The 21,284-nt window shown below is 33.0% G+C and carries 11 protein-coding genes; 3 read left to right on the top strand and 8 right to left on the bottom strand.

The features are described from left to right. The first annotated feature begins 125 nt into the window (after window positions 1–125). The gene (locus tag DFQ09_RS13625; RefSeq protein WP_115811244.1) at window positions 126–2,699 is read left to right on the top strand and encodes a sulfatase-like hydrolase/transferase; all 2,574 of its coding nucleotides are present in this window, start codon (window positions 126–128) and stop codon (window positions 2,697–2,699) included. Between the two features lie 28 nt (window positions 2,700–2,727). On the opposite strand, the gene DFQ09_RS13630 is transcribed toward DFQ09_RS13625, so the two are convergent. The 4 genes from DFQ09_RS13630 to DFQ09_RS13645 form a co-directional block, all read right to left on the bottom strand. Further along, a complete protein-coding gene (locus DFQ09_RS13630; protein WP_115811246.1) occupies window positions 2,728–5,442 on the bottom strand; it encodes an outer membrane beta-barrel protein in 2,715 nt (904 codons plus the stop codon). Between the two features lie 128 nt (window positions 5,443–5,570). Continuing rightward, window positions 5,571–6,350, bottom strand: a complete 780-nt coding sequence (locus DFQ09_RS13635) for a T9SS type A sorting domain-containing protein (protein WP_115811248.1) — start codon at window positions 6,348–6,350, stop codon at window positions 5,571–5,573. A 325-nt stretch (window positions 6,351–6,675) separates the two neighbouring features. Beyond that, window positions 6,676–7,485, bottom strand: a complete 810-nt coding sequence (locus DFQ09_RS13640; RefSeq protein WP_115811250.1) for a T9SS type A sorting domain-containing protein — start codon at window positions 7,483–7,485, stop codon at window positions 6,676–6,678. A gap of 172 nt (window positions 7,486–7,657) precedes the next feature. After that, window positions 7,658–9,571, bottom strand: coding sequence for a sulfatase (locus tag DFQ09_RS13645; protein WP_115811252.1), 1,914 nt, complete (start codon window positions 9,569–9,571; stop codon window positions 7,658–7,660). 374 nt (window positions 9,572–9,945) lie between these two features. Here DFQ09_RS13645 and DFQ09_RS13650 point away from each other — a divergent pair, with 374 nt between their 5' ends. Both DFQ09_RS13650 and DFQ09_RS13655 read left to right on the top strand, forming a co-directional pair. Continuing rightward, on the top strand, window positions 9,946–11,871 hold the full coding sequence (locus DFQ09_RS13650) for a T9SS type A sorting domain-containing protein (protein WP_115811254.1): 1,926 nt from the start codon (window positions 9,946–9,948) through the stop codon (window positions 11,869–11,871). Window positions 11,872–11,934: 63 nt separating this feature from the next. Continuing rightward, window positions 11,935–13,851: a hypothetical protein gene (locus tag DFQ09_RS13655; RefSeq protein WP_115811256.1), complete on the top strand. Its 1,917-nt coding sequence runs from the start codon at window positions 11,935–11,937 to the stop codon at window positions 13,849–13,851. Between the two features lie 433 nt (window positions 13,852–14,284). On the opposite strand, the gene DFQ09_RS13660 is transcribed toward DFQ09_RS13655, so the two are convergent. The 4 genes from DFQ09_RS13660 to DFQ09_RS13675 form a co-directional block, all read right to left on the bottom strand. Next, the gene (locus DFQ09_RS13660) at window positions 14,285–14,638 is read right to left on the bottom strand and encodes a hypothetical protein (protein ID WP_115811258.1); all 354 of its coding nucleotides are present in this window, start codon (window positions 14,636–14,638) and stop codon (window positions 14,285–14,287) included. A gap of 109 nt (window positions 14,639–14,747) precedes the next feature. Beyond that, window positions 14,748–18,872: a hybrid sensor histidine kinase/response regulator transcription factor gene (locus DFQ09_RS13665; RefSeq protein WP_115811260.1), complete on the bottom strand. Its 4,125-nt coding sequence runs from the start codon at window positions 18,870–18,872 to the stop codon at window positions 14,748–14,750. A 41-nt stretch (window positions 18,873–18,913) separates the two neighbouring features. Next, window positions 18,914–19,915 carry a class 1 fructose-bisphosphatase gene (gene fbp / locus DFQ09_RS13670; RefSeq protein WP_115811262.1) on the bottom strand — a complete coding sequence of 334 codons (1,002 nt, stop codon included), beginning with the start codon at window positions 19,913–19,915 and terminating at the stop codon, window positions 18,914–18,916. Window positions 19,916–19,933: 18 nt separating this feature from the next. After that, entirely contained in the window at window positions 19,934–21,244 is a 1,311-nt protein-coding gene (locus tag DFQ09_RS13675) for an FGGY family carbohydrate kinase (RefSeq protein WP_115811264.1), read from the bottom strand. Between the last annotated feature and the right edge of the window lie 40 nt (window positions 21,245–21,284).

A 21,284-nucleotide genomic window follows, 5' to 3' on the forward strand; every position in this document is an offset into this window, starting at 1 on the left:
ATGACATAGGACGATAACAGCAACTTGGTCTATAAAAAGAAATGGTCGATTTAAGTAAATTTTTGGTGAATTATAGCAGAAGTGATTTCTTCATAAATTTTACCTTTACCTAAAATAAATTTATTATGAAAAACACTACATTGCTTTTTTTGTTCAGCTTACTTTTATTCCCACAAGTACATGGTCAAGTTATAGACAAGCCTAATATTGTTATTTTTTACGTAGATGATTTAGGTTGGCAAGATACTAATCTTAATAACCTAGGCGACCCTGTTCCTTGGGAAACTCCTAAGATGGAAGCTTTAGCTGCTGCTGGGGCTAAGTTTTCGCAAGCCTATTCTCCTGCACCTACTTGTGCTCCATCTAGAGCAGCAATGTTAAGTGGCAGACACCCTATTAAAACTAAAGTAACTCAAGTATCTGGTGGTGGTTTACCTATATTAAGGAATTCACAAGCTGATCGTAAAATGATAGGCCCTTATTTTCCAAAAAGATTAGATGTTAATGAATACACTATAGCAGAAGCTTTAAGTACAAATGGATACCATACAGGCCATGTTGGTAAATGGCATGTTGATGGAGCCAATGGTTTTCCTGTAGCTGTAGACCAAGGCTTTGATACTGAATTTACAAGTAGAGGTGTAAACCAAAATATGGGTGATAGATATGATATTTCAAATTTTGGTGGGAATGATCCAAATTACCCTTTAGATGCTGATGGAATACCATATGATTCTGTTACAGATGAAGCTGTAGCGTATATGGAGAATAGAGTAGCTGCTAATGGAGGATCTGGTGAACCATTTTTCTTATATATGGCTACTTGGTTAGTGCATACTCCTATTCAAACTAGAGATCTACCAATGTTACAGGCTATAACGCAAACATTAGTTAATTCTGGTCAAATAGATCCTGCTGATGTTGGTCCAAATGGTATACCAACGGAAACGACACCTTTAACTGCTGCTGGAGAATATAATCCATTTTATGGCGCTATGGTGCAAACAGTAGATTGGAGTTTAGGTAAGCTAGTTGATTATTTACAAGCAACTAACGATCCTAGACATCCAGGTAAAACGTTATTCGAAACAACATATATTATATTTTCTTCAGATAATGGAGCTTCAGAACAAAATAATGCGGCTAATGGATTTGAAGTTGTAGCAGATAATTTCCCTTTAGATTTAGGAAAAACAAGTTCTAGAGAAGGTGGTATTCGTGTGCCTATGATAGTAACTGGGCCAGAGATTCCAGTAGCTGAATATAGCAATGTTGTTAATGGTTTAGATTTTTTTCCAACAATTTTATCTTTAACGGGAACAACTATAGCTAGCAATCTTTCTGATGATTTTGATGGTGCAGATTTAAGTGATTTACTAAAAGGAACTAATACCATTGTAGAACAAACAAGAGGTGGTGTAACAACCGAAAGAACAGATCTTTTTTGGCACTATCCTAATGCTTCTGATGAACGATCAAAATCATCTATTCGAAGAGGTAATTACAAATTATATAAAAATTATATTGACAATACTTACGAAGCATATCAACTGTATAATGGAGGAGATAATCTTGTAGATGTAGAGGAAACTATAAATGTTATAACTACGATGGATCAGACATTAAAACAAGATATGATCAATACATTAGAAGCCTATTTAATAGATAATGATGCAAGATTTCCAGCATGGAACCCTGATTATGCAGAACCTGATGGCCCTTTAGAAAATCAACTGCTAGTACCTGCAATTAACTTAGTAACTTATGATGAAAATTCAGGTGTAGCAACTGCAATCATAGCCAATAGTTCAGGTGAAGCAGTAATTAGTTATGGACATTTATTGTATAGAAAAAACGAACAAAATGAAGAATGGTTTGAAGCTGAAGCTGTCACTATAAACGATAATATAATAACGGCAAACGTACCTGATGATGCTTCTGGAATTGTGTTTAATTTAAGAGATGAAAATAATTTCTTAGTATTATCTGAAGAACTTGAGATTGTTAATATCACTAAAATCACACTTAATACTTTAGACGAAGTACAGTTGTTTGAACCTGAAGAATCAGATGTCTATGGTGAATTAATTGGTGGTGCCACAGCAAATTCGTCATTTATTCAAATGAGAACTGTAGGTGGTGGTGATGGATTTCATATTAACGTAAAAGCTGAACAATCGGTAGTTTGCGAAAAAATTGTATTTCATATAAGATCGCGCGAAGGAGATACCGCAAATTTTGATGTTACTATTGGCGATGAAACCCAAAGTTTTGAATATACAAGTACTAGAGATGCCGATGACTTGTATTACGAATTTAACGTTCCTACTACATTTACTGAATCTGCTCAGACGATGGAAGTTTTAGTTACAGATCTCATCAATGCAGATAATGCACTTCCTCCAAGATTTAGAGTTTATGATATTACTTTTCATTTAGATTTAGAGAGTTTAGGGGTAGATGATGTGGAAGATAACCTTCAGGACCTATTAGTGTTTCCTAATCCAGCGAAAGGTGTTTTTAGTCTAAATAAACCTGTAGAATCTGGTGTATTGTATAATATACATGGTGCAAAGACTTTAGAGTTCAAGGATCAGTATCAGAATATTGATATCTCTAGAATTAATTCAGGTTTATACTTTTTACAAGTAACCAATAAGGATGGTGATAGTAGCACTTTAAAGTTAATAAAGCAGTAACATTTATACGCTACACTATTTAAGGCCCTTAACCTTTCTGTTGCTTTCGGCTACCGAGTCTATGGGTATAACTTAAAATAATGTAGCGTCCTAAACTTTCTGAAGTGGTTTCTTCAAAATAATTAGTGGTGCTTCGTCTTTCGAAATCCACATTTTCATCGAGTAAGTCTATTAAGACCAATTTAAGACTATTATGGCTATTTCCAAATGTGTAGGAAATAGCCATATTCCATATAGGAAGTTCCAGATTTGTCGCAAATTGATTATCAGCATAAGAGAAATAATCAAATTGTGTATTAAAATTTAGATTCTCTATAAAATCATAATCTACAGCCGCAAAATAATGCTGCTTTTTATAAATACGATTAAGATCTTGTTCTATAGAAAATGACGTATTATTAACGCTGTAATTAGTCCCAATCTTTAAGTCCACAACATTCTTATTAGCGTTCTCTAAAGACAATCCTACTGAGATATCTTTAGATTCCACATCGTTAAGTTGAAGGTTAATTAATGAGGTTGAAACATTATAAAAATTACTATTCTTTATAGCATAGCGAATTCCTAATCCTTTTATTTTTTTACTAAAATTAAAAAATGAGGTAAATCGTTTTCGCTCTCCACTATTGATATAGCTTCTTGTTTTTACAAAGTCGTCATCAATTGTAATATTTGGTATAATAGCGTCTGTAGAAAACTGATATCTAATTCTACTTGTAAAATTTAATGATGATTTGTAATTATATATATTGGCTATGATATTGAGATCATCAGTCTTTTCTGGTTTAAGATTCGGATTTCCCTTCCTTATATAAAACGGATTCAAATCATTAATAACTGTAGAGCTTTCCGCTGTACGAGGGCTACGTATTTTTTTGTTATAGACTAATCGGTATTTTACACCGTTCCGAGGCTTGTATTGCACCGTTGAAAATGGGTTGACGTAAAACTGACGACTATTAAAACCGTCTTCAGTAACCACACCAAACGATCTATCGAGCTCTTGAAGCTCAATACCTGTATAAACATTTAGCTTTTTAACACTGTAATTGTACCCCAATCGGTTTTGGTAACTGCTTTCCCTATTATTGTACTTAAATGTTATCAGCTCCTCCGCATTATCGTTAGTTACAGTTGTTTTAAGTTGATAAATGTCTTCATCTTGATTTAAGATCCTTACAGAAGAATGAAGTTTAAAATAATGATTATTACCTAAAGGTTCTGTGTATTTAATATTGAAATTGTACAATCCATTATTAAATGTTTCGTCTCGTAAAGCAAAAATCTCTCTAACTGAAGGGGTATCCGTATTTATATTGTTAGTGACAAAAGTAGTCTGTTTATTATCCTTGGTTTGTCCGTTGATATTAGTATTAAATCCTACACTAAAACTACGACCAACCTTAGCTAATTTCTGATAGAAATTGATGTTAACGTTAAATGTCTTTTTAATGTTATTATTACTATAACTCTGACGATTGGACGTCACTAAGTCTCCATCTTCAGTAAAGTATAAACCGTCTCTGGTTGAATTTTGAACAACCGCATCCGATATTAAACGTCCTTTAATGGTGAGGCTGTTTGTACTTCTAGATTTGTTTTTATAATTGAAGTTAAAGTTGTGGTTTTTTGAAATTTTATCGAAACCATTATCGGCTTCAAAATCAAAATTATTTGTATTTGAAAAAGAAATCCGTTTAGAAAATGATGTTCCGCTATTATCCGATAGATTGTAAAAATAGTCGGCATTAAAAGATTCTTTATCTTTAAACTCATGACTAACATTGACCCCACCAACACCTGTTTCTAAATAACCGCTTAAACTTTTTGTTTTAGAAGCATTAGAAGTGTCGTCATCAGAATCATCTGCAATACCATCTGCGTTTTCTAAAAATCCTTGAATGTTAGATCCCGTAATGTTGATATTATTGAATTTGCCAATAACAGCCAATTGCGTTTTGGGTGAAAATTTATTGTAATTGAGGTTACCAAAATAACGACTGTCTAATCCTATACCTGCAGACGCTTTTCCGAAACCCTGATTCTTTCTCGATTTTTTCAAGGTGAAATTGATTACAATCTGTTTGTTACCATCATCTACTCCGGTTAATTCTGCCTCATCACTTTTTTTATCTATTATTTCAACTTTTGCAATGGCATCTGCCGATAAATTTTTTAATACAATGGCCGGGTCTCCACCAAAAAATTCTTTACCATCTACAAATATCTTTGTAACTTGGTTGCCCTGAGCGACAACTTTTCCATTAGATTCAATTTCTAAACCAGGTAACTTTTTTAAAAGTGTTTCGAGATTATCACTAGGATTCACTTTAAAAGAATTAGCATTAAAAGCAATCGTATCTTCTTTTATTTGAATGGGTATTACAGCAGATAACGTCACGGCATCTAACTCAAAAGCCTCTTCTTTGAGAATGATTTCACCCAAATCTATAGGTTTGTTGGTATAGTGAATAGGCTTAAAATGGGTAACATAACCCAAATACGAAAACTGTAATAAAAGCGAATCTTTTGGCGTATCTAGTATTACAAATTCGCCCTTAACATCAGTAAGGGTATAGTTAATAAATGTAGAATCTTTCTGTTTTAAGAGTGCTACGGAAACAAATTCTATCGGTGCTTTGTTTTCATCTATCACTATTCCTTTTATTGGTGGTACAGATTGACTAAATAGAATATTAGACAGAACCAAAAAGGCTGATATTAAAATTTTAGATAAATCCATATACTAGTTAAATCACTTAATTTTCATTTAATAAATCAAAAAAAAGGTAGCAATGTGAATTACTACCTTTCAATTTTAATATCATTAAGCAGGTTAAGATTTTGGACTTAGAATAAAGCTATACAACTTTAATCTTTCACAATTCTTAACGTTTTAGAACCTAATTGTGTTTTGATATTTGCAATATAAACTCCTGTTGCTAAATCACTAATATCATAATTAGCTTCTTGCTTAAACGTTTTTAATAATTGCCCCGTAATGCTATATAACTGTACACTATCGATACTGTTATTAGAATCTATTTGGAAGCTATTCTTTGCTGGGTTAGGATAAATTTTAACCGCAGTTTCCATAGTTTCAAAATCAGTTGTAGATAAAGTTCCATTTACTGTAACATCGTAAATTCTTAATCGCACATTATTAACTCCATTCTCAGCTAATTCATCAACTGTAATTGTAACGTTTGTAGTCGATGCAGATAGAGAAAGCACATTAGGATATTCTATAGTCTTTTCTACTAATGCATTAGCTGTCCCATCTTCTGCAGAAGTATCAGGTAATGTATAAGTGACATCACTTTGTCCTGGTACAGAAATTGTTACTACACCTGTCATTGCTGCTCTTTTTCTATAGTTAAAAGATAAAGTACCTTCTGGATTAGCACCAGAAGTGTTTATTCCAAATGTTTCGCTCACAGGACTTCCGCTTTCAACTACTGCGTTGTAACTAATAAAGCTAGCACCCTGACTGAAATCAGATCCAGAAAGCGCGTACACTCCCGCAGTTGAACCAAACGGGAAAGTTTCACTATCAGAAGATGTCCCCGTAAACGTAAATGTATTTGACTGCGCTGAGGCAGCGAAGAATGTTGCTACTAAAGCAAATGTAAAAAGTAATTGTTTTTTCATAATATATTGGTTTAAAAATTAGTTAGTCAAAGTTAATTATATCAAACAACTCTCCCTTGCTGAATTCACCCAAAAGCATTCTCATTTCTTGTAAAAACAAACAACTCCCGCTGATAAACAGCTATTTAGCTCTTGCACTAATCATTTACTATCGCTTAAAACTTTTATTGACCTAGCGAAGAGTAATTACCTTAATGTAGTAATTAGTCATTCAGTAATCCTTAAAAACGCACTTTATCACATTACAGAAAAGCAAAAAAAATCCCTTAGTAAACTTTACTAAGGGACTCTTTTATTAAAATCAATTTAACGTAAATAGAATAGCTTACTCTTTTACAACTTTGATCGTTTTAGATCCTAATTGCGTCTTGATGTTTGCAATGTAAATTCCAGTTGTTAAATCACTGATATCATAATTAGCTTCTTCACCAAATGTTTTTACTAAACGACCTGTGATATTATATAATTTTACACTTTCAATACTCTTATTAGAATTTATTTGAAAGCTGTTTGCTGTAGGATTTGGAGAAACACTAGCAACAATGCTATTAGCTGAAATTTCTTCAACACTTAAAGAACCATTTCTTTCTAATATAACATTTTCTAATCTAAAAATAGATGTAGCCGTATTATCTACATTTAACATTTCGTCTAATGTTATAGTAACGGTTAAGGGAGATCCACTAACAAGTGAAATAATTGATCCAAATTCAATAGGTGCGTCTATTACTGCAGAAACATCAGTTCCATCAGACCCAAAAGAATAAGACGTGTTTGTGTATCCTGATACAGCAACTGTTCCACTTACACTACATCCTGGTCTTTTTGCCATATCTAAATTAAGTGTTGCGTTTATTGCAGTAGTCGATGTCGTAGCTATGGTAAAACTCCATACACCAGTTGCTCCATTATCTGTAGGAGTATCAGACCTAACACCCATAAAATTATTATTAGATACTAGTACACCTGTACCACCTACCGTAATAATACCTTCATCAAGATCATCTGAACCTTGTTGTCCAACAGTAAAAGTCTGAAGATCATCTCCTGCTGCATCAAATGCTATTTCTGTTTGTGCTGACGCAAACGTTATAGCTCCTAGAAAAGCTAAAGTAAAAAGTAATTGTTTTTTCATAATATATATAGTTTAAAATTTTAGTTAGTCAAATTTAGCCACTTTAATTGATATTCAGTTGCTTAAATCAATCAAAAACAGACTCATTCCCTGTAAAATAAAGTCTTTTATTCAGAAAAACAGACAGTTACACTCATTATATATTTTTAATTCTTTAATCTCGTGCAAATAATTAATTGTTCTTTAAAGCATAGTTAGAGTAGTTCTTTTTGTCCTTTTTAAGTGATTTTACAGTCGGCATTTCAGGGTAACTAACTAAGAAATTATGCGTATCAATAACATTAATAATGTAATGTGTTGTTCCATTTGGTAAATTAGCTGTGATGGTTCCGTCAGCGTTTATTTTAGCATCAGCTTTAAACCATTCTTCATAACGATGTCCGCCATTGGTTGTATAAATTAAATTAGCGGTTACCACCTTAGCTCCATTTTCTTTAAATTTAAAAGTCACTTGGTTATTATCTTTTGATGCAAATATCACAGTCGGAACCGTTTCTTTATGCTCCATCTCACTTTTATAATACGGATTATACGATGGATAACTGGCCTTCATTTCGGTTAAAATAGAAGTCAACTGCGCGTTCATTTCCTTAATTTTTTCAGGATTTGATGTTGCTAAATTATTAGCCTCTTCAATATCTACACGTTCTGCGACTCCATTATTGGTGGCATATAATTTGTATAACTCAAATTTTGGTGTTTTAGAATTATTTTTATAATCATAATTTCTAATAAATTTATAATCACCTACACGCAACGTACTTTGGTATGACGCATGTGGAAAATGCCACATCATCGTCGTTCTTTCGTTACCATTTTTATCTAAAACTAATTTAGAATTGGTAGGATCTTCTAGCAACAATGTCGCTAAATCTGCACCATCTAAATGCTTATCCTTAGGTTTTTCTATATCTAATAAAGATAAAATGGTTGGGTAAAAATCGAGTCCATTAACCACAACATCAGACTCCACTCCTTTCTTTATCCCAGGTCCTGATATTAATAAAGGTACTCTCGTTCCTCCTTCTTTAGCATTTATCTTTCCTTTATCTAAAGGATAATTATCGGTTACCACATCACCATGCGCGTTTTCCATACCTCCGTTATCCGAAGTAAAAATAATATAGGTGTTTTCACTTAATTTATGTCCAGGCCAACGGGGATCATCAGTGGTTTCTAAATAATTAAAAACTTGTCCGACGTAATAATCTAACATTTCTACCATGGCAGCATAGTAAGGGTTATTTTGTCCTTTTACATCCCAATGGTTAGGATCTGTTGGAAAAGGCACGCCCAATTTTTCACAATATTTTTCTAAAAGCGCTTTACTTCTTGTGTGAATTGGTGCGTGTACTAAAAACGTTGCATAGTACAAGAAAAACGGATCTTGTTTATTCTCCTTTAAAAAAGTTAAAGCATCCTGACTATTTTGATGAAAAGGAAACCCATTCTCATCTAATCGGAACGGATCATCTGCTTTAGTCGTTGCAAAATCGGTTAAACGATGCGGTTTTTGTGGACTTGTTGCGCCACGATCTGCAGTAGACACATCAAACCCTTGGTCTGTTGGTTGTGGAAAAGCAAAGTGATTAATAGCCATATGCCATTTTCCGGTATGTCCTGTAGTGTAACCTTTTTGCTGTAATACTCTCGCTAGAGTCATTTCGTTTTCGGGCATACGACCGCTATACCAAGGATCTATAATGCGTTGCGAATTTTTATTACCATAAACCGTAGGAGGCGCACCACCTACCACGTGTGTCTTTTGGGCTCTGGCCGGATGCGTTCCGCTCATAATTGCACACCGACTGGGCGCACACGTCGGAGCCGGAGAGTACGCTTGCCAAAACTGAACTCCTTTTTTTGCTAAAGTGTCTAGGTTTGGGGTTTCATATGGAGATGGTTCGTCAATATCATAAACCTTTACATCTTGCCATCCTAAATCATCTGTAAGTAATAAAATAACATTAGGTTCTGGTCTATCGGTAGCCTGTATTTTTTGATTGACTACTTTTGAATTTTGTGCCGTACAGTTAAAACATAAAATACCAGCAACCACATAGGTGATAAAATCTTTATACTTCATTTCAATTTTATTAAATTCTGGCTTTACTCTTAAAAGCCTTCTGACTTATACATTTCTAAATTATTACGCTTTTAAGAATCACTTTAAAACGTTTTAATGCTTCCGCTAAATAACAAAATTATAGAACTATACTATATCTGATATTGCCTTAAATGTTGCTTTAATCCATCAATTCATCATTTTACCAAAATTTGAAGCACCGAACACAAACAATACCTTTTTGAATTAACTAAAAATGAAATAATGGTGCTTTTACAATCTTATCGGTCTCAATATTAGGATATAATAGTTTAGATGGATTACAGTAAGAAGCTGATGGATTAGAGAAACTATAATAATAGACTACTAATTACCTTTATAAAAAATAAAAACGCATGATTAATAAAATTAATTTAATAGTTCTATTTTCATTTCTCTGCTTGAGCTCTATTACGGCGCAACAAACTTGGTATGAGAATTCAAGTAGTATCCAAAACATTAATTTTAATACTGCTACAGGCGGTACATTTATAACAAATGAAGCAAACCTGGAAATAAACGGCTTAAACTTAAACACTGCAGTTTCTAAATTTATAAGAAATGGGGAGGCCAACCCTACCATCAGTTTTGATTTAACGAATCCTATTACAGATTTATCTTCCTATACTATTTCTTTAAAAGCATATACAACTTTAGCAACCTCAGCTTTTAACTCCACAAATAATAGCATTCGATTGTCTTTAAGAAACTCTAGCCTTGGAGCTTCGGCTGTTACTTTTGATCAATCATTATTTACAGAAGGAGACACATGGGAATCTTTTACTTTCAATTTTGACGGTATAACCATTCCGACTGCGATTATTTTAGCAGGAGGTTATGACCAAATAGTTATAGAATTAGCTTCTGAAGATGAAACAGCATTAACTTCAACCTATTACATTGATACTATTTCAGGATATTCTGAACAAACCGTACCACTAGCCGCAATTCTATCCGGATCTTGGGGTGTAAGATTTAATTTACATGGTGGTATTAGATTAGATAATGACAGTGATTATGACTGGATTGGTGGTGCGCAGGAGATTGTAGATAATTTACCAGCTGTAGGGCATATTATTACCAATTTTACACATCCAGCACATGGTTACTTTTATACTTTAAGAGATAATCCTTATGTAGATATTGCTAATGAAATTCACCCTGGCATGGTGCCTTCATTAGAAAATGAGCAAATTATACTCGATGTTATTGATGTTTTTAAGAATGCAGGAAAAAAAGTAATTCTCTATGTAAATGGAGCAGGACCATCAAGAATTCAAGGTAATGTTGATGCCACCGAAGCAGGAATTGTTGTTGGATGGGAAAATTATTACACTACTAATTTTGCTGGAGATGAAGGTCTAGCATGGCAAACTTTAGCTAGAGGCTTTTTTGAACGATTTAACGGATTGGTTGATGGGTATTGGATAGATAATGTTTCTAATTTACCAGGCGATTTAAATGCTTTTATCGCTATGATTAGAGAAGTTGATCCAGATGCAGCTATTGCAACCAACATTACCAAATCTTATGTAAAGAATGAAGATGGAGAGAATATATTAGTAGATTCTGATGGCATAAATGATGAAAACCCTACAGATTATAAAGTTTTCTTTTTAGAAGCAAATGATCCTTATATGGATTTTACAGCCGGACACCCGACACCATTAGGACAAGGAGCACCACCAAACTCTTGGGCATACGAAGAATTTTCTTTTCCTTTAATTACAGAAAACCCGTGGTCTTCTTACGATGGCAGCAAACTAGCATTAAAACATTACTTTGCACCTATTAGGCAGCAATGGAGCGTTGCTAGTGCCAATTTAATTTTTGAAACGGAACAAGCTTACCGTTTTGTAAGAACTTTTACAGATGCAGGGGCAGCTATAACGTTGAGTACAACCATTACCGATGGTTTAATTACGGCAGATGAAATGGTTATAATGCAAGACATAAATGATAGAATGGTACAATTACCAAAACCAGATTACGAACCCTATGTGAGACCAGAAGGAGCTTTCTTAGTAGGAGAAACATTAAGTATTGACTCTAATGAAGATTTTAATAAGCTTACTTTATTTCCAAATCCTGTAAAGCAAAATTTTAGATTATCAAAAGAAATCGCTTCTGCAATTATTTATAACACTACAGGACAGAAAGTTTTAGAATTTAAAAGCCATCAAGCGTCTTTTGATGTTTCACTACTAAATAAAGGAGTTTATTTTCTAAAAGCGTATTCAGAACATAGTGAAGTTCAAGTTTTCAAATTTATAAAACAATAAAGATGTAGTCCATATTAATAAAAATAACATTAAATTTTAACATACATAAACCTCCCTCATAATATGAAAAACAAATTAGTTAAAGTAAGAGAAGTGCGTCATAGAAATATTGTTTTTTATGCGTTGTTAATTATGGTCTCTTTTTCTTACGCACAAGTTGGTGTTGGCAATACAGATCCAAAAGCCTCTCTAGATATTACCGCATCTAACCAAGCGACACCTTCTAATACAGATGGTATATTAATACCAAGAATTGACGCTTTCCCCGGAACAAGTCCTACCGCTGCACAAGATGGAATGCTTGTTTACCTTACCACAACGGTTGGTTTAAATTCTAAAGGATTTTATCATTGGGATCAAGCAACAACAAGTTGGATTAGATTTTCAAGTATTGAAAAACTGAACGACCTTTCTGATGCAAAATCAGATGTCGATGGTTCTGAAGATGGTTCTTCTATTTTTATTGGTATAGATGCTGGTGTAAATGATGATGCCACTGACAATAATAATGTTGGCGTAGGTTATAAATCATTAGAATTGAATGTCGATGGAAATCATAATTCTGCTTTCGGTTATGCCACTTTATCAAAAAGTACTGTGAGTAATAACTCGGCTTTTGGATTTTCAGCATTAGAAAATAATACCTTAGGAGTAGGAAATTCCGCTTTCGGAAAAAGAGCTTTAGAAGCAAACACTATTGCAAATCAAAACACAGCAATGGGTGCGGATGCCTTAAGAAAAAACACAGGTAGTACTAATACAGCAATTGGAAACGGTGCAATGTTTGAAAATACGTTAGGTTCAGACAACGTAGCAGTAGGTAATTTGGCTTTGACCTCTAATAAAACTGGAAACGGCAATACAGCAGTTGGTACGGCAGCTTTAAATAGTAATACAGCGGATCAAACTACTGCGGTAGGTTATCATGCTTTGTATAAAAACCTAGACGGAACGAATAATACAGGTGTAGGTTACGAAGCACTAAATGAAAATGTTAATGGTAGCAATAATTCTGCATTTGGTTATGGGGCGCTTAAATCTAACACAAGCGGTAATAATTCCGCATTTGGATCCAATGCTTTAGGTCTTGTTACATCTGGAGTTAATAATGTCGCTGTGGGTACCTTCTCAGGAAGTCAACTTATTACTGGTGGCTCCAATGTATTTGTTGGTCATAATTCTGGTCGAAGTGCTACTGGCGACGAGAATGTGTTTATCGGTAAAAATACAGGTCGAAATACTACAGGTAGCTCTAACGTTTTTATTGGTAATAATGCGGGCTTAGATAGTAGTTTTGGCTCAGCTGAGAATACGTTAGTCATTCAAAATTCAAGCAGTGATACACCACTAATTTACGGGGAGTTTAATAACAATATATTTAGAGTAAACGGAGAGGTACAAGTAGCAGACCCTAGTGATACTGGTTATGCATTTCCAAAAGTAGATGGTACTGCAAATCAAATTTTAGTTACTGATGGTACTGGTCAATTAACTTTTGAGGATCAACAAACCATACCTGTTGTGGCAGATGTTTCTACGTTTTCTTTAATTACGACAACATTCGACCCGGCTGGTGCAGCTCAAACGATAGCAGGAGGAACACCATGGGTAAAAATCAATTTTAATAATGTCACTCTAAACGCAACAGGTTCTACCGAGCTTAGTTCTGGCAGTCAATTTATTGCCAGTACTGCTGGATTCTATAGAATAAACGCGAGCTATCATACTGATAATTCACAAGCTAATACAGAATACTTTGGAATTGCAGTTGTTAAAAATGGTACTAATTTTGTTCAAGAGTTTTCTGCAAATCACTATAACAATGCAACAAATCCAAGCCAAGTTGCTAGACAAATATCGTCAGTAGTAGAATTAACGATTGGAGACACTATAGAAATCCAGGCTCAGAGTTCTGCTACCGGCGCAGTAATTGACAAGTTTACTGGCAAAACATATTTTACAATTGAACGTATTAGATAAAACGTAATAAAAATGCTTTCTAAAATAGCTTCTTGGTCTTCAAGAAGCTATTTTTTTTTATAGATCTGTACAGAGAATTACTTTTCTAATTACATACTGAATTTATTGACTATTATAGAATGCAAATCCATATTTACAACGACCAACATTGAGTTTTATGTAGTTTAACTGTACCGTAGAACGCAATAAAAGTATAAGGCCACAGTACATTCATTTTAATTGCTACATAACAGGAAATGGCTTAAAATAACTCATAGAAGATATGATTCATTATAGTCACTTTTTTAATCTTTACCGTGCAAAAAACAAATGCCCTTTAAAAGTACTGAATACTTTTAAAGGGCATTAGAATTTAATTTAGGCTTATTTTAGATAGAGTACATTTAATCTATATAAAAACGATCTATGGTATAGTCCCTAAATACGAAAGAATTTAATTCCTCTTTTTCTTCTTTTTAGCTTTATTCTTTTTAGAAGCAGCTTTTATTTCTTTAGCACGCTCTTTACCAAAGGCACTATTAAGACCTTTAGAAAACTCCTTATTGTTTTCTTTTCTTTTAGCCTTTAACTCTTCTGAACCTTTTTCATATTTTCCATTAATTTCAGATACAGCATTAGCATGAGCTGTCTTTAACGTAATTAAAGTTGCCTTTTCTTCGTCTGTAAGTGTTATTTTACTTTCAACAGTCTCTATGTATGCATTTACTTTTTTGTCTGTGTTCTTTTGTGCAAATAATGAACTTGTTAATGCGATTGTAAATACCAATAGTAATATTGTTCTTTTCATAATTTTAAAATGATTTAATAATTAATTAATTGTTTGAGTAACAAACTTAATTTATATCTATTATAATGGCATTCTTTTTTATATCATTTAGTTGCTGAAAACAATCATTTTATCGTTTAGAGTACTCGGAAGGCGATACTCCATGGAGTTTTTTAAATGAGGTAGAAAAATAAGAGTTAGACTCTATACCTATTTGGTACATTACCTCAGCAACATTAAAACCACTATTACTATCTAATAACTCTGCTGCCCTTTGCAATCTAAAATTACGTAAATAAGCATTTGGAACCTGCCCCGTCAATTGCTTTAATTTTCTATAGAAATGAGAAGAACTTAAACCTGCTTCTGTAGACAATTCTTCTACTCCAAAATTTGAATTCGATAAGTTTTTCTCTATTATTTCTGTGATATTTTCTAAAAACTCTAAATCCCTTTTAGAAAACCCCAACTCCTTTTTGTCTTTAGGAGGCAAACTATTTTTAGAGAAATAATCTTTTATCTTCTCGTTATTTTCAATGAGTTTTTTCAGTCGAAGCTCTAAGTGTTTTAAAGAAAATGGCTTACTTATATATTCATCAGCTCCAAATTCTAAACCTTTAATTAAATCCACGTTATCTCCCAAAGCCGTTAATAACAATACGGGTAGCTGACAAGTTTCCGGATTAGCTTTGATGCGTTTACACAATTCAAAGCCATCCATTTCTGGCATCATTACATCACTTATAATAGTACTGAATTCTGTTTTCTTAATTTCTTCTAATGCTTCTACTCCATTATTTGCGATGGTGATATTGTATTTATCAGATAATGCATTATTAAGAAAATCCTGGATATCTAATTCGTTTTCTACAACTAAAACATTATGTTGTTTCTCGCTCTTTTTGCTATTATTGGTCTCTTCTATAGCGTTGCCCTGCAGGGGCACCCAATTTTTTATAAATGATTTCTTTGCATCATTACCTTCAATGTTAACTTCTTCAATCGTTGAAGAAGGGATCACAACTGTAAAACGGGTTTCTTTATTTGGCTTACTTTTTACAGAAATACGACCATTAAATAATTCTACTAACGATTTACAAAAGGATAATCCAATACCTCCTCCACTAACATTACCATCTTGATTCCCTAATTGATAAAATCGTTCAAAAATATTATTTAAACTTTCTTTCGGAATCCCTTTACCGGTATCGATAACATCAATTTTTATGTTTTTTACATCGTCTTCAAAAACAATAGACGCATCAATGCTAATAGTACCTTGCACTGGTGTGTTTTTAAACGCGTTAGAAAGTAAGTTAAAAAGTATTCGTTCTAATTTTTCTACATCAATAACAATCTCTTCATTTGGAGAATTTATTTTATAATAAAAATTAATGTTCTTTTCTAAGGCATAATTTTCAAAAGCCTCTGTTGTTGGATATAAGAAATCCCCCAAAGTAGATTTTGCAAAGTTTAAATTTAAATACCCTTGTTCTGCTTGTCTAAAGGTGATTAACTGATCTATTAAACTCAAAAGACGATGCGTATTTCTTTTAATGATAGCCAAGAATTTTTCACTTTCTGGGTTGGTATTATTATCAATAACTCTATCTAACGGACCAGAAATTAAGGTTAAAGGTGTTCTAAACTCATGAGACAAATTGGTAAAATATTTAAATTTACCTTGGTTAATGACTTCCATCCTGTCTTTGTCTAATTGCTCATAAATTAATTTTTGTTTTAATTTTTCGTGCTGAACAAAATAGAAAACAATCCCAACACCAATGCCTAAAAATATAATAACTAGTAAGGTGTAACTCCACCACGTTTGGTACCAAAGTGGCAAAACAATTAAGGTCAACGTTTTGTTTGAAGTACTCCAAACACCATCACCATTGGCTGATTTTACTTTTAAGGTGTAAGTCCCTGCGGATAAATTAGTGTATGTAATTCCCGATTTACCTTCATCTGTTTCTACCCAATCCTTGTTAAAACCATCTAATTTATACGCTATTTTATTTTTTGCTGGCGCAGACGTGTGTTCCGCAACTAAGTTAAAGGAAATAATACGTTGACTTTTAGAAACGGTTATCGTATCTGTTTCTGAAATCGCTTTTTTAAGAATTGTGATGTCATTTAATTTTTCACCTATATTCACAGGTTTATTATTAATTAAAAGCGATGTAATTAAAACTCTTGGAGGTTGTCTATTTAAAGATATTTTCTGTGGATCGAAAACGGTTAAACCATTTAAACCTCCAAAATACATATAACCTGACGCTCCTAAAGCATAAGCTGATTGTCTAAAATTATTTTGAATTAAGCCGTCGCTTACATCAAAAACATTGACTTTGCTCGTTTCTTTATTAAATCGCACCAATCCCATATCTGTGCTAATCCATAAATTAGCACTGTTCTTTTGGGGTAAAATTCCATAGATTACATCATCGGGTAAAATATCATTTTTACGGAAATACTCAATATTTAAAGGATTGCTATCACTGTCTAATGTTAACTTATTTAAACCACCACCAAACGTACCAATCCACATAATCTTATTATCATCTTCATGAAGCGAAAAAATACTATTGTAACTTAGTTTACTACCACCTGTTTTAGTATCGTTATACTCTCTTACAATTTCAATTTTACCATCTCTATATCGGCATTGTAGTAAACCATCATCGGTGCCAAACCACAATTGATTGTTACTATCTTGCAAGAAGGACTGCACTCTATTGGCAGCGATTTTTAAGCTGAATTTAATAGTCAGTTTAGGTTGCCTAGTATTATCGATGTCATTCCAAGGATTTTCTAAAACCACAATTCTATTCCCTGCTAAAACAATATCTGTATCATTAATTTGCGCGATTTTTCGGGTTAAGAATAAGGACGCTTTCCCATTTCTAGATAAAAGTTGAATTTCCTTAAAACCCTTTCTTACCGGACTGTAAACAATGACCTTCTTATCCGTACCAAACCAAATATAATTTTTCTCATCTTGATAAATACATCGTATAACATCCGTGTTTTCAATAGGTAATTTACTTTGTAAATCTTCGTATTGAATCTTATCTATATTGTCTTCTGTGACGGCATCTGTACTTCTAAATAGTTTTTTATTGTAGCCAGAAATCCAAATCTTACCTGTATTGTCTTCTAAAATTGAAGTGATTAAATTATCTCCGATTGAAAACGCATCGTAAGGATTGTTAGTGTATGCATAAAAGGGTTTTTGAAAAAGGTCTAATTTATTAATACCACCTTGTGCCGTACCAACCCAAAGCACATCAAAAGTATCTTGATAGACGGCATTAATTTGATGACTACTAATGGTGTTTTTATTCTTTGAATCATAATTAAAATGTTTAAAAGAATTTAGAATTGGATTAAATTTATAGAGTCCATCGCCTGTTGTTCCAATCCAAATAGCATTATCATTATCATTGAAAAGACTATTCACATAAAACGCAGAGTCTTCATTTGGAACCTTTATTTTCTTAACTAAATAATTGGCATTAGCGTCTAAATTAGAACTATATAAACCCTTTGTTGTACCAATCCAAAAAATGTTATCCACTTTTATGATTTCAGTGATTTCTTTATCCTTAAAAAAATCAAAATCATCTACAGCTGGAAGTTCAGATTTTAATATTGGGTTTTCAGATTGGTATTTTACTATTTTTAAGCCATCTGTTGTTCCTAAAATAATTGAAGATTTAAGGCCAAATGTAAACGTGTTAATTTCTAGAGTTTCATCCTTAAAATCCAAAACATTTTCAGACACTTCAAAAACACCATTATTAACGTCTGTTAACTTGCATCGTATTAATTGCTTTGAAGACGTTATCCATACATAACCGTCATTTTTAGTATCAATCTTATTAACATCTATATTGTAGTTTATCGGAACTGTAAAAAAACGTTCTAACCAAGGCACATAGATATTAACACCAACGTTAGTGCCTATCCAAAGAATACCATCCTTATCGTTGAATAAATAGGTAATATTATTACTAGAAATGGCTTGTTCACCCTTAGATTGGGTGCTAAATGTTTTAAATTCATAGCCATCATAACGAATTAAGCCATTTGGAGTGGCATACCATAAAAATCCATATTTATCTTGTTCTATGGCATTAACAGTATTTTGATTGAATCCCTCTTTATTCGAAATTCTTTCAAAGTTTTGAGAATAAGCTTGTTCAGTAGAGAGTGTAATTACAACACAAAGAAAGCATATAATTCTAAGCATGTTATATATTTAGTTTGACACAAGAATATACGGATTTTAATCTATTGCCTAATAAATTCAAGTAATTTTTTTATCATAGAAGGACTTCCACAATAAAATGGTGCCCGCTCATGAATATGAGTGGGCACTATATCTAATGTACTTTGCTCTCCATCGGTAGCTATACCGCTCGCTTGCTCTGTTAAAAATGCCATGGGATTACATTCGTAAAGTAATCTGAGTTTTCCATCGGTATTAACAGTACTATTTGGGTATAAATAGATTCCTCCTTTTATCATGTTTCTATGAAAATCAGAAACTAAAGAACCAATATAGCGTTGTGAATACGGTCTATCTCCGTCGACTTCCTGACAGTATTTTATGTATTTCTTTACTGTTTCTGGAAAATGACTATAATTTCCCTGATTGACGGAATATATAGCACCATTTTCTGGAAATTTCATATCTGGATGCGAAAGGTAAAAAGAACCAATGGCCGGATTAAGCGTAAAGCCATTAACACCATCTCCTGTGGTATATACCAACATGGTAGACGTACCATACACAATATAGCCTGCGGCAACTTGGTTTCTGCCTGGTTGTAAAAAGTCTTTTTCTTCTACAGGAGTACCTGTCGGAGTTAATCTCCTATAAATTGAAAAAATAGTCCCTACAGACACATTCACATCAATATTAGAAGAACCATCCAAAGGATCCATCAATACGACATACTTCCCATTTGATTCTTTATCGCGACCTTCAATGGTTATAAATTCATCGTTCTCTTCTGAAACTATACCACAAACAATATTTCTATTCTTTAAAGATTGTATAAATGTTTTGTTCGCAAATACATCTAATTTTTGTTGATGTTCTCCTTGGACATTAACATCACCAGAATCGCCAAAAAGATCTACTAAACCCGCTTTATTCACCTCATGATTCACCACTTTTGCAGCCAAACGCAGTGCGTTTAAAAGACTAGATAGTTCTCCACTAGAAAAGGGAAACGAAGCTTGATTTTTTATAATAAATTCTCCTAAAGTAGTTTTTTGATGACTCATAATAGTTGCTTTATTTTTTTAGATATATGATTTCATCATCAATGCAGCACCTAAAGCACTTTCATTTTTACAATCAGAAATTTTTATTTCAATATCATTTTTTAACAGCTTTAAGAAAGCAATAAATATTAAGTTTCTATTAAACCCACCAGATATATAAATGTCTTTAATTGCAGAATTTTCATCAGAAATTAAATTAATACCTTGAATTACTTTTTTACTAATTTCAAAAACCAATTGGTAATAAGCTGCTTCGTAGTTGTTATAATTGGTTAATAAATACGGATGTGCTTCAAAATCACTATCAATCCCCTCCGCTAAAAATACGCGTGCATTCGCATTAATGAGTTCATTACACAATGCTTCATTTAACTCTAATTGTAAATGTGTATCGATGTCTACTTTAAAATACGTACTTAAAGCAGCAATATAGACTTCATGGATTTTTCCAAGAAACTGCATAGACGATTTTATCTGCTGTTTCTGTGGAGTCATAAAGCACAAGCAGTTATTTTTTAACTGGTGTTGTGTTAAGGTTTCCTTGCTAAAAGGATTCATGGCTATAATCCAAGTTCCTGTAGATAGTAAAATAAATTCGTTGTCTTTTTCTGTTTCTAATAACGGAATAATAGACGCCGAACTATCATGTAATCCTGTTCCGATAGCAATTTCTTCACCATTAAAAGTGCTTACTATGGCCTCTTTACCATTTTGTGGTCTCGGTAAATTTAATTTATAATCAGAAACCCATTTATGATACTGCATCGTATCAAAATCCCAGGTCGCTGTATGTGCACCTACAGACGTAAAATCTGCAGTTACTTTTTTGGTAAAAAGATAACTTAGGTATTGAGGGTAATGCAGAATAGCATCTACCTTACTCCAAAATTCTGGTTTTTCTTTTTGTAGTTTTAAAATTTGAAGTCCTGTGTTTAACATGCCATAAGCAGGAGATGCTGTTTTTCTAGAAAACTCTTCCTGCCCTCCATTAGCATCATAAAACTCATGATACGTGTCTAAACTTAACGGCTTTAAATAATTATATAAAGGTGTAATTCTATTGCCGTGATCATCTAAATAAATAAGACTAGCACCATGCGTAGAAAAATTAATAGCCTTTATAGCATAGTCACCTTCAGCTTGTATTCTTTTTATCTCATTTTGAATCCAGTTTTCTATAGATTCGATATCATCACAAGGATAACCGTCTTCATCAGCAACTTCATCAAAGCGTGTTGCATTTCTGTATACGACGTCAAACTCTTCATTAAACAAGAGTATTTTTTTATTTGTTTTCCCTATATCAATTACAGCAATTACATTCACCATCACAGTTCAAAATTAAAAAAAGGGTGTTTGATTTTTAAAG

It is taken from the genome of Winogradskyella pacifica, from assembly GCF_003386275.1.
GTDB lineage: Bacteria > Bacteroidota > Bacteroidia > Flavobacteriales > Flavobacteriaceae > Winogradskyella > Winogradskyella pacifica.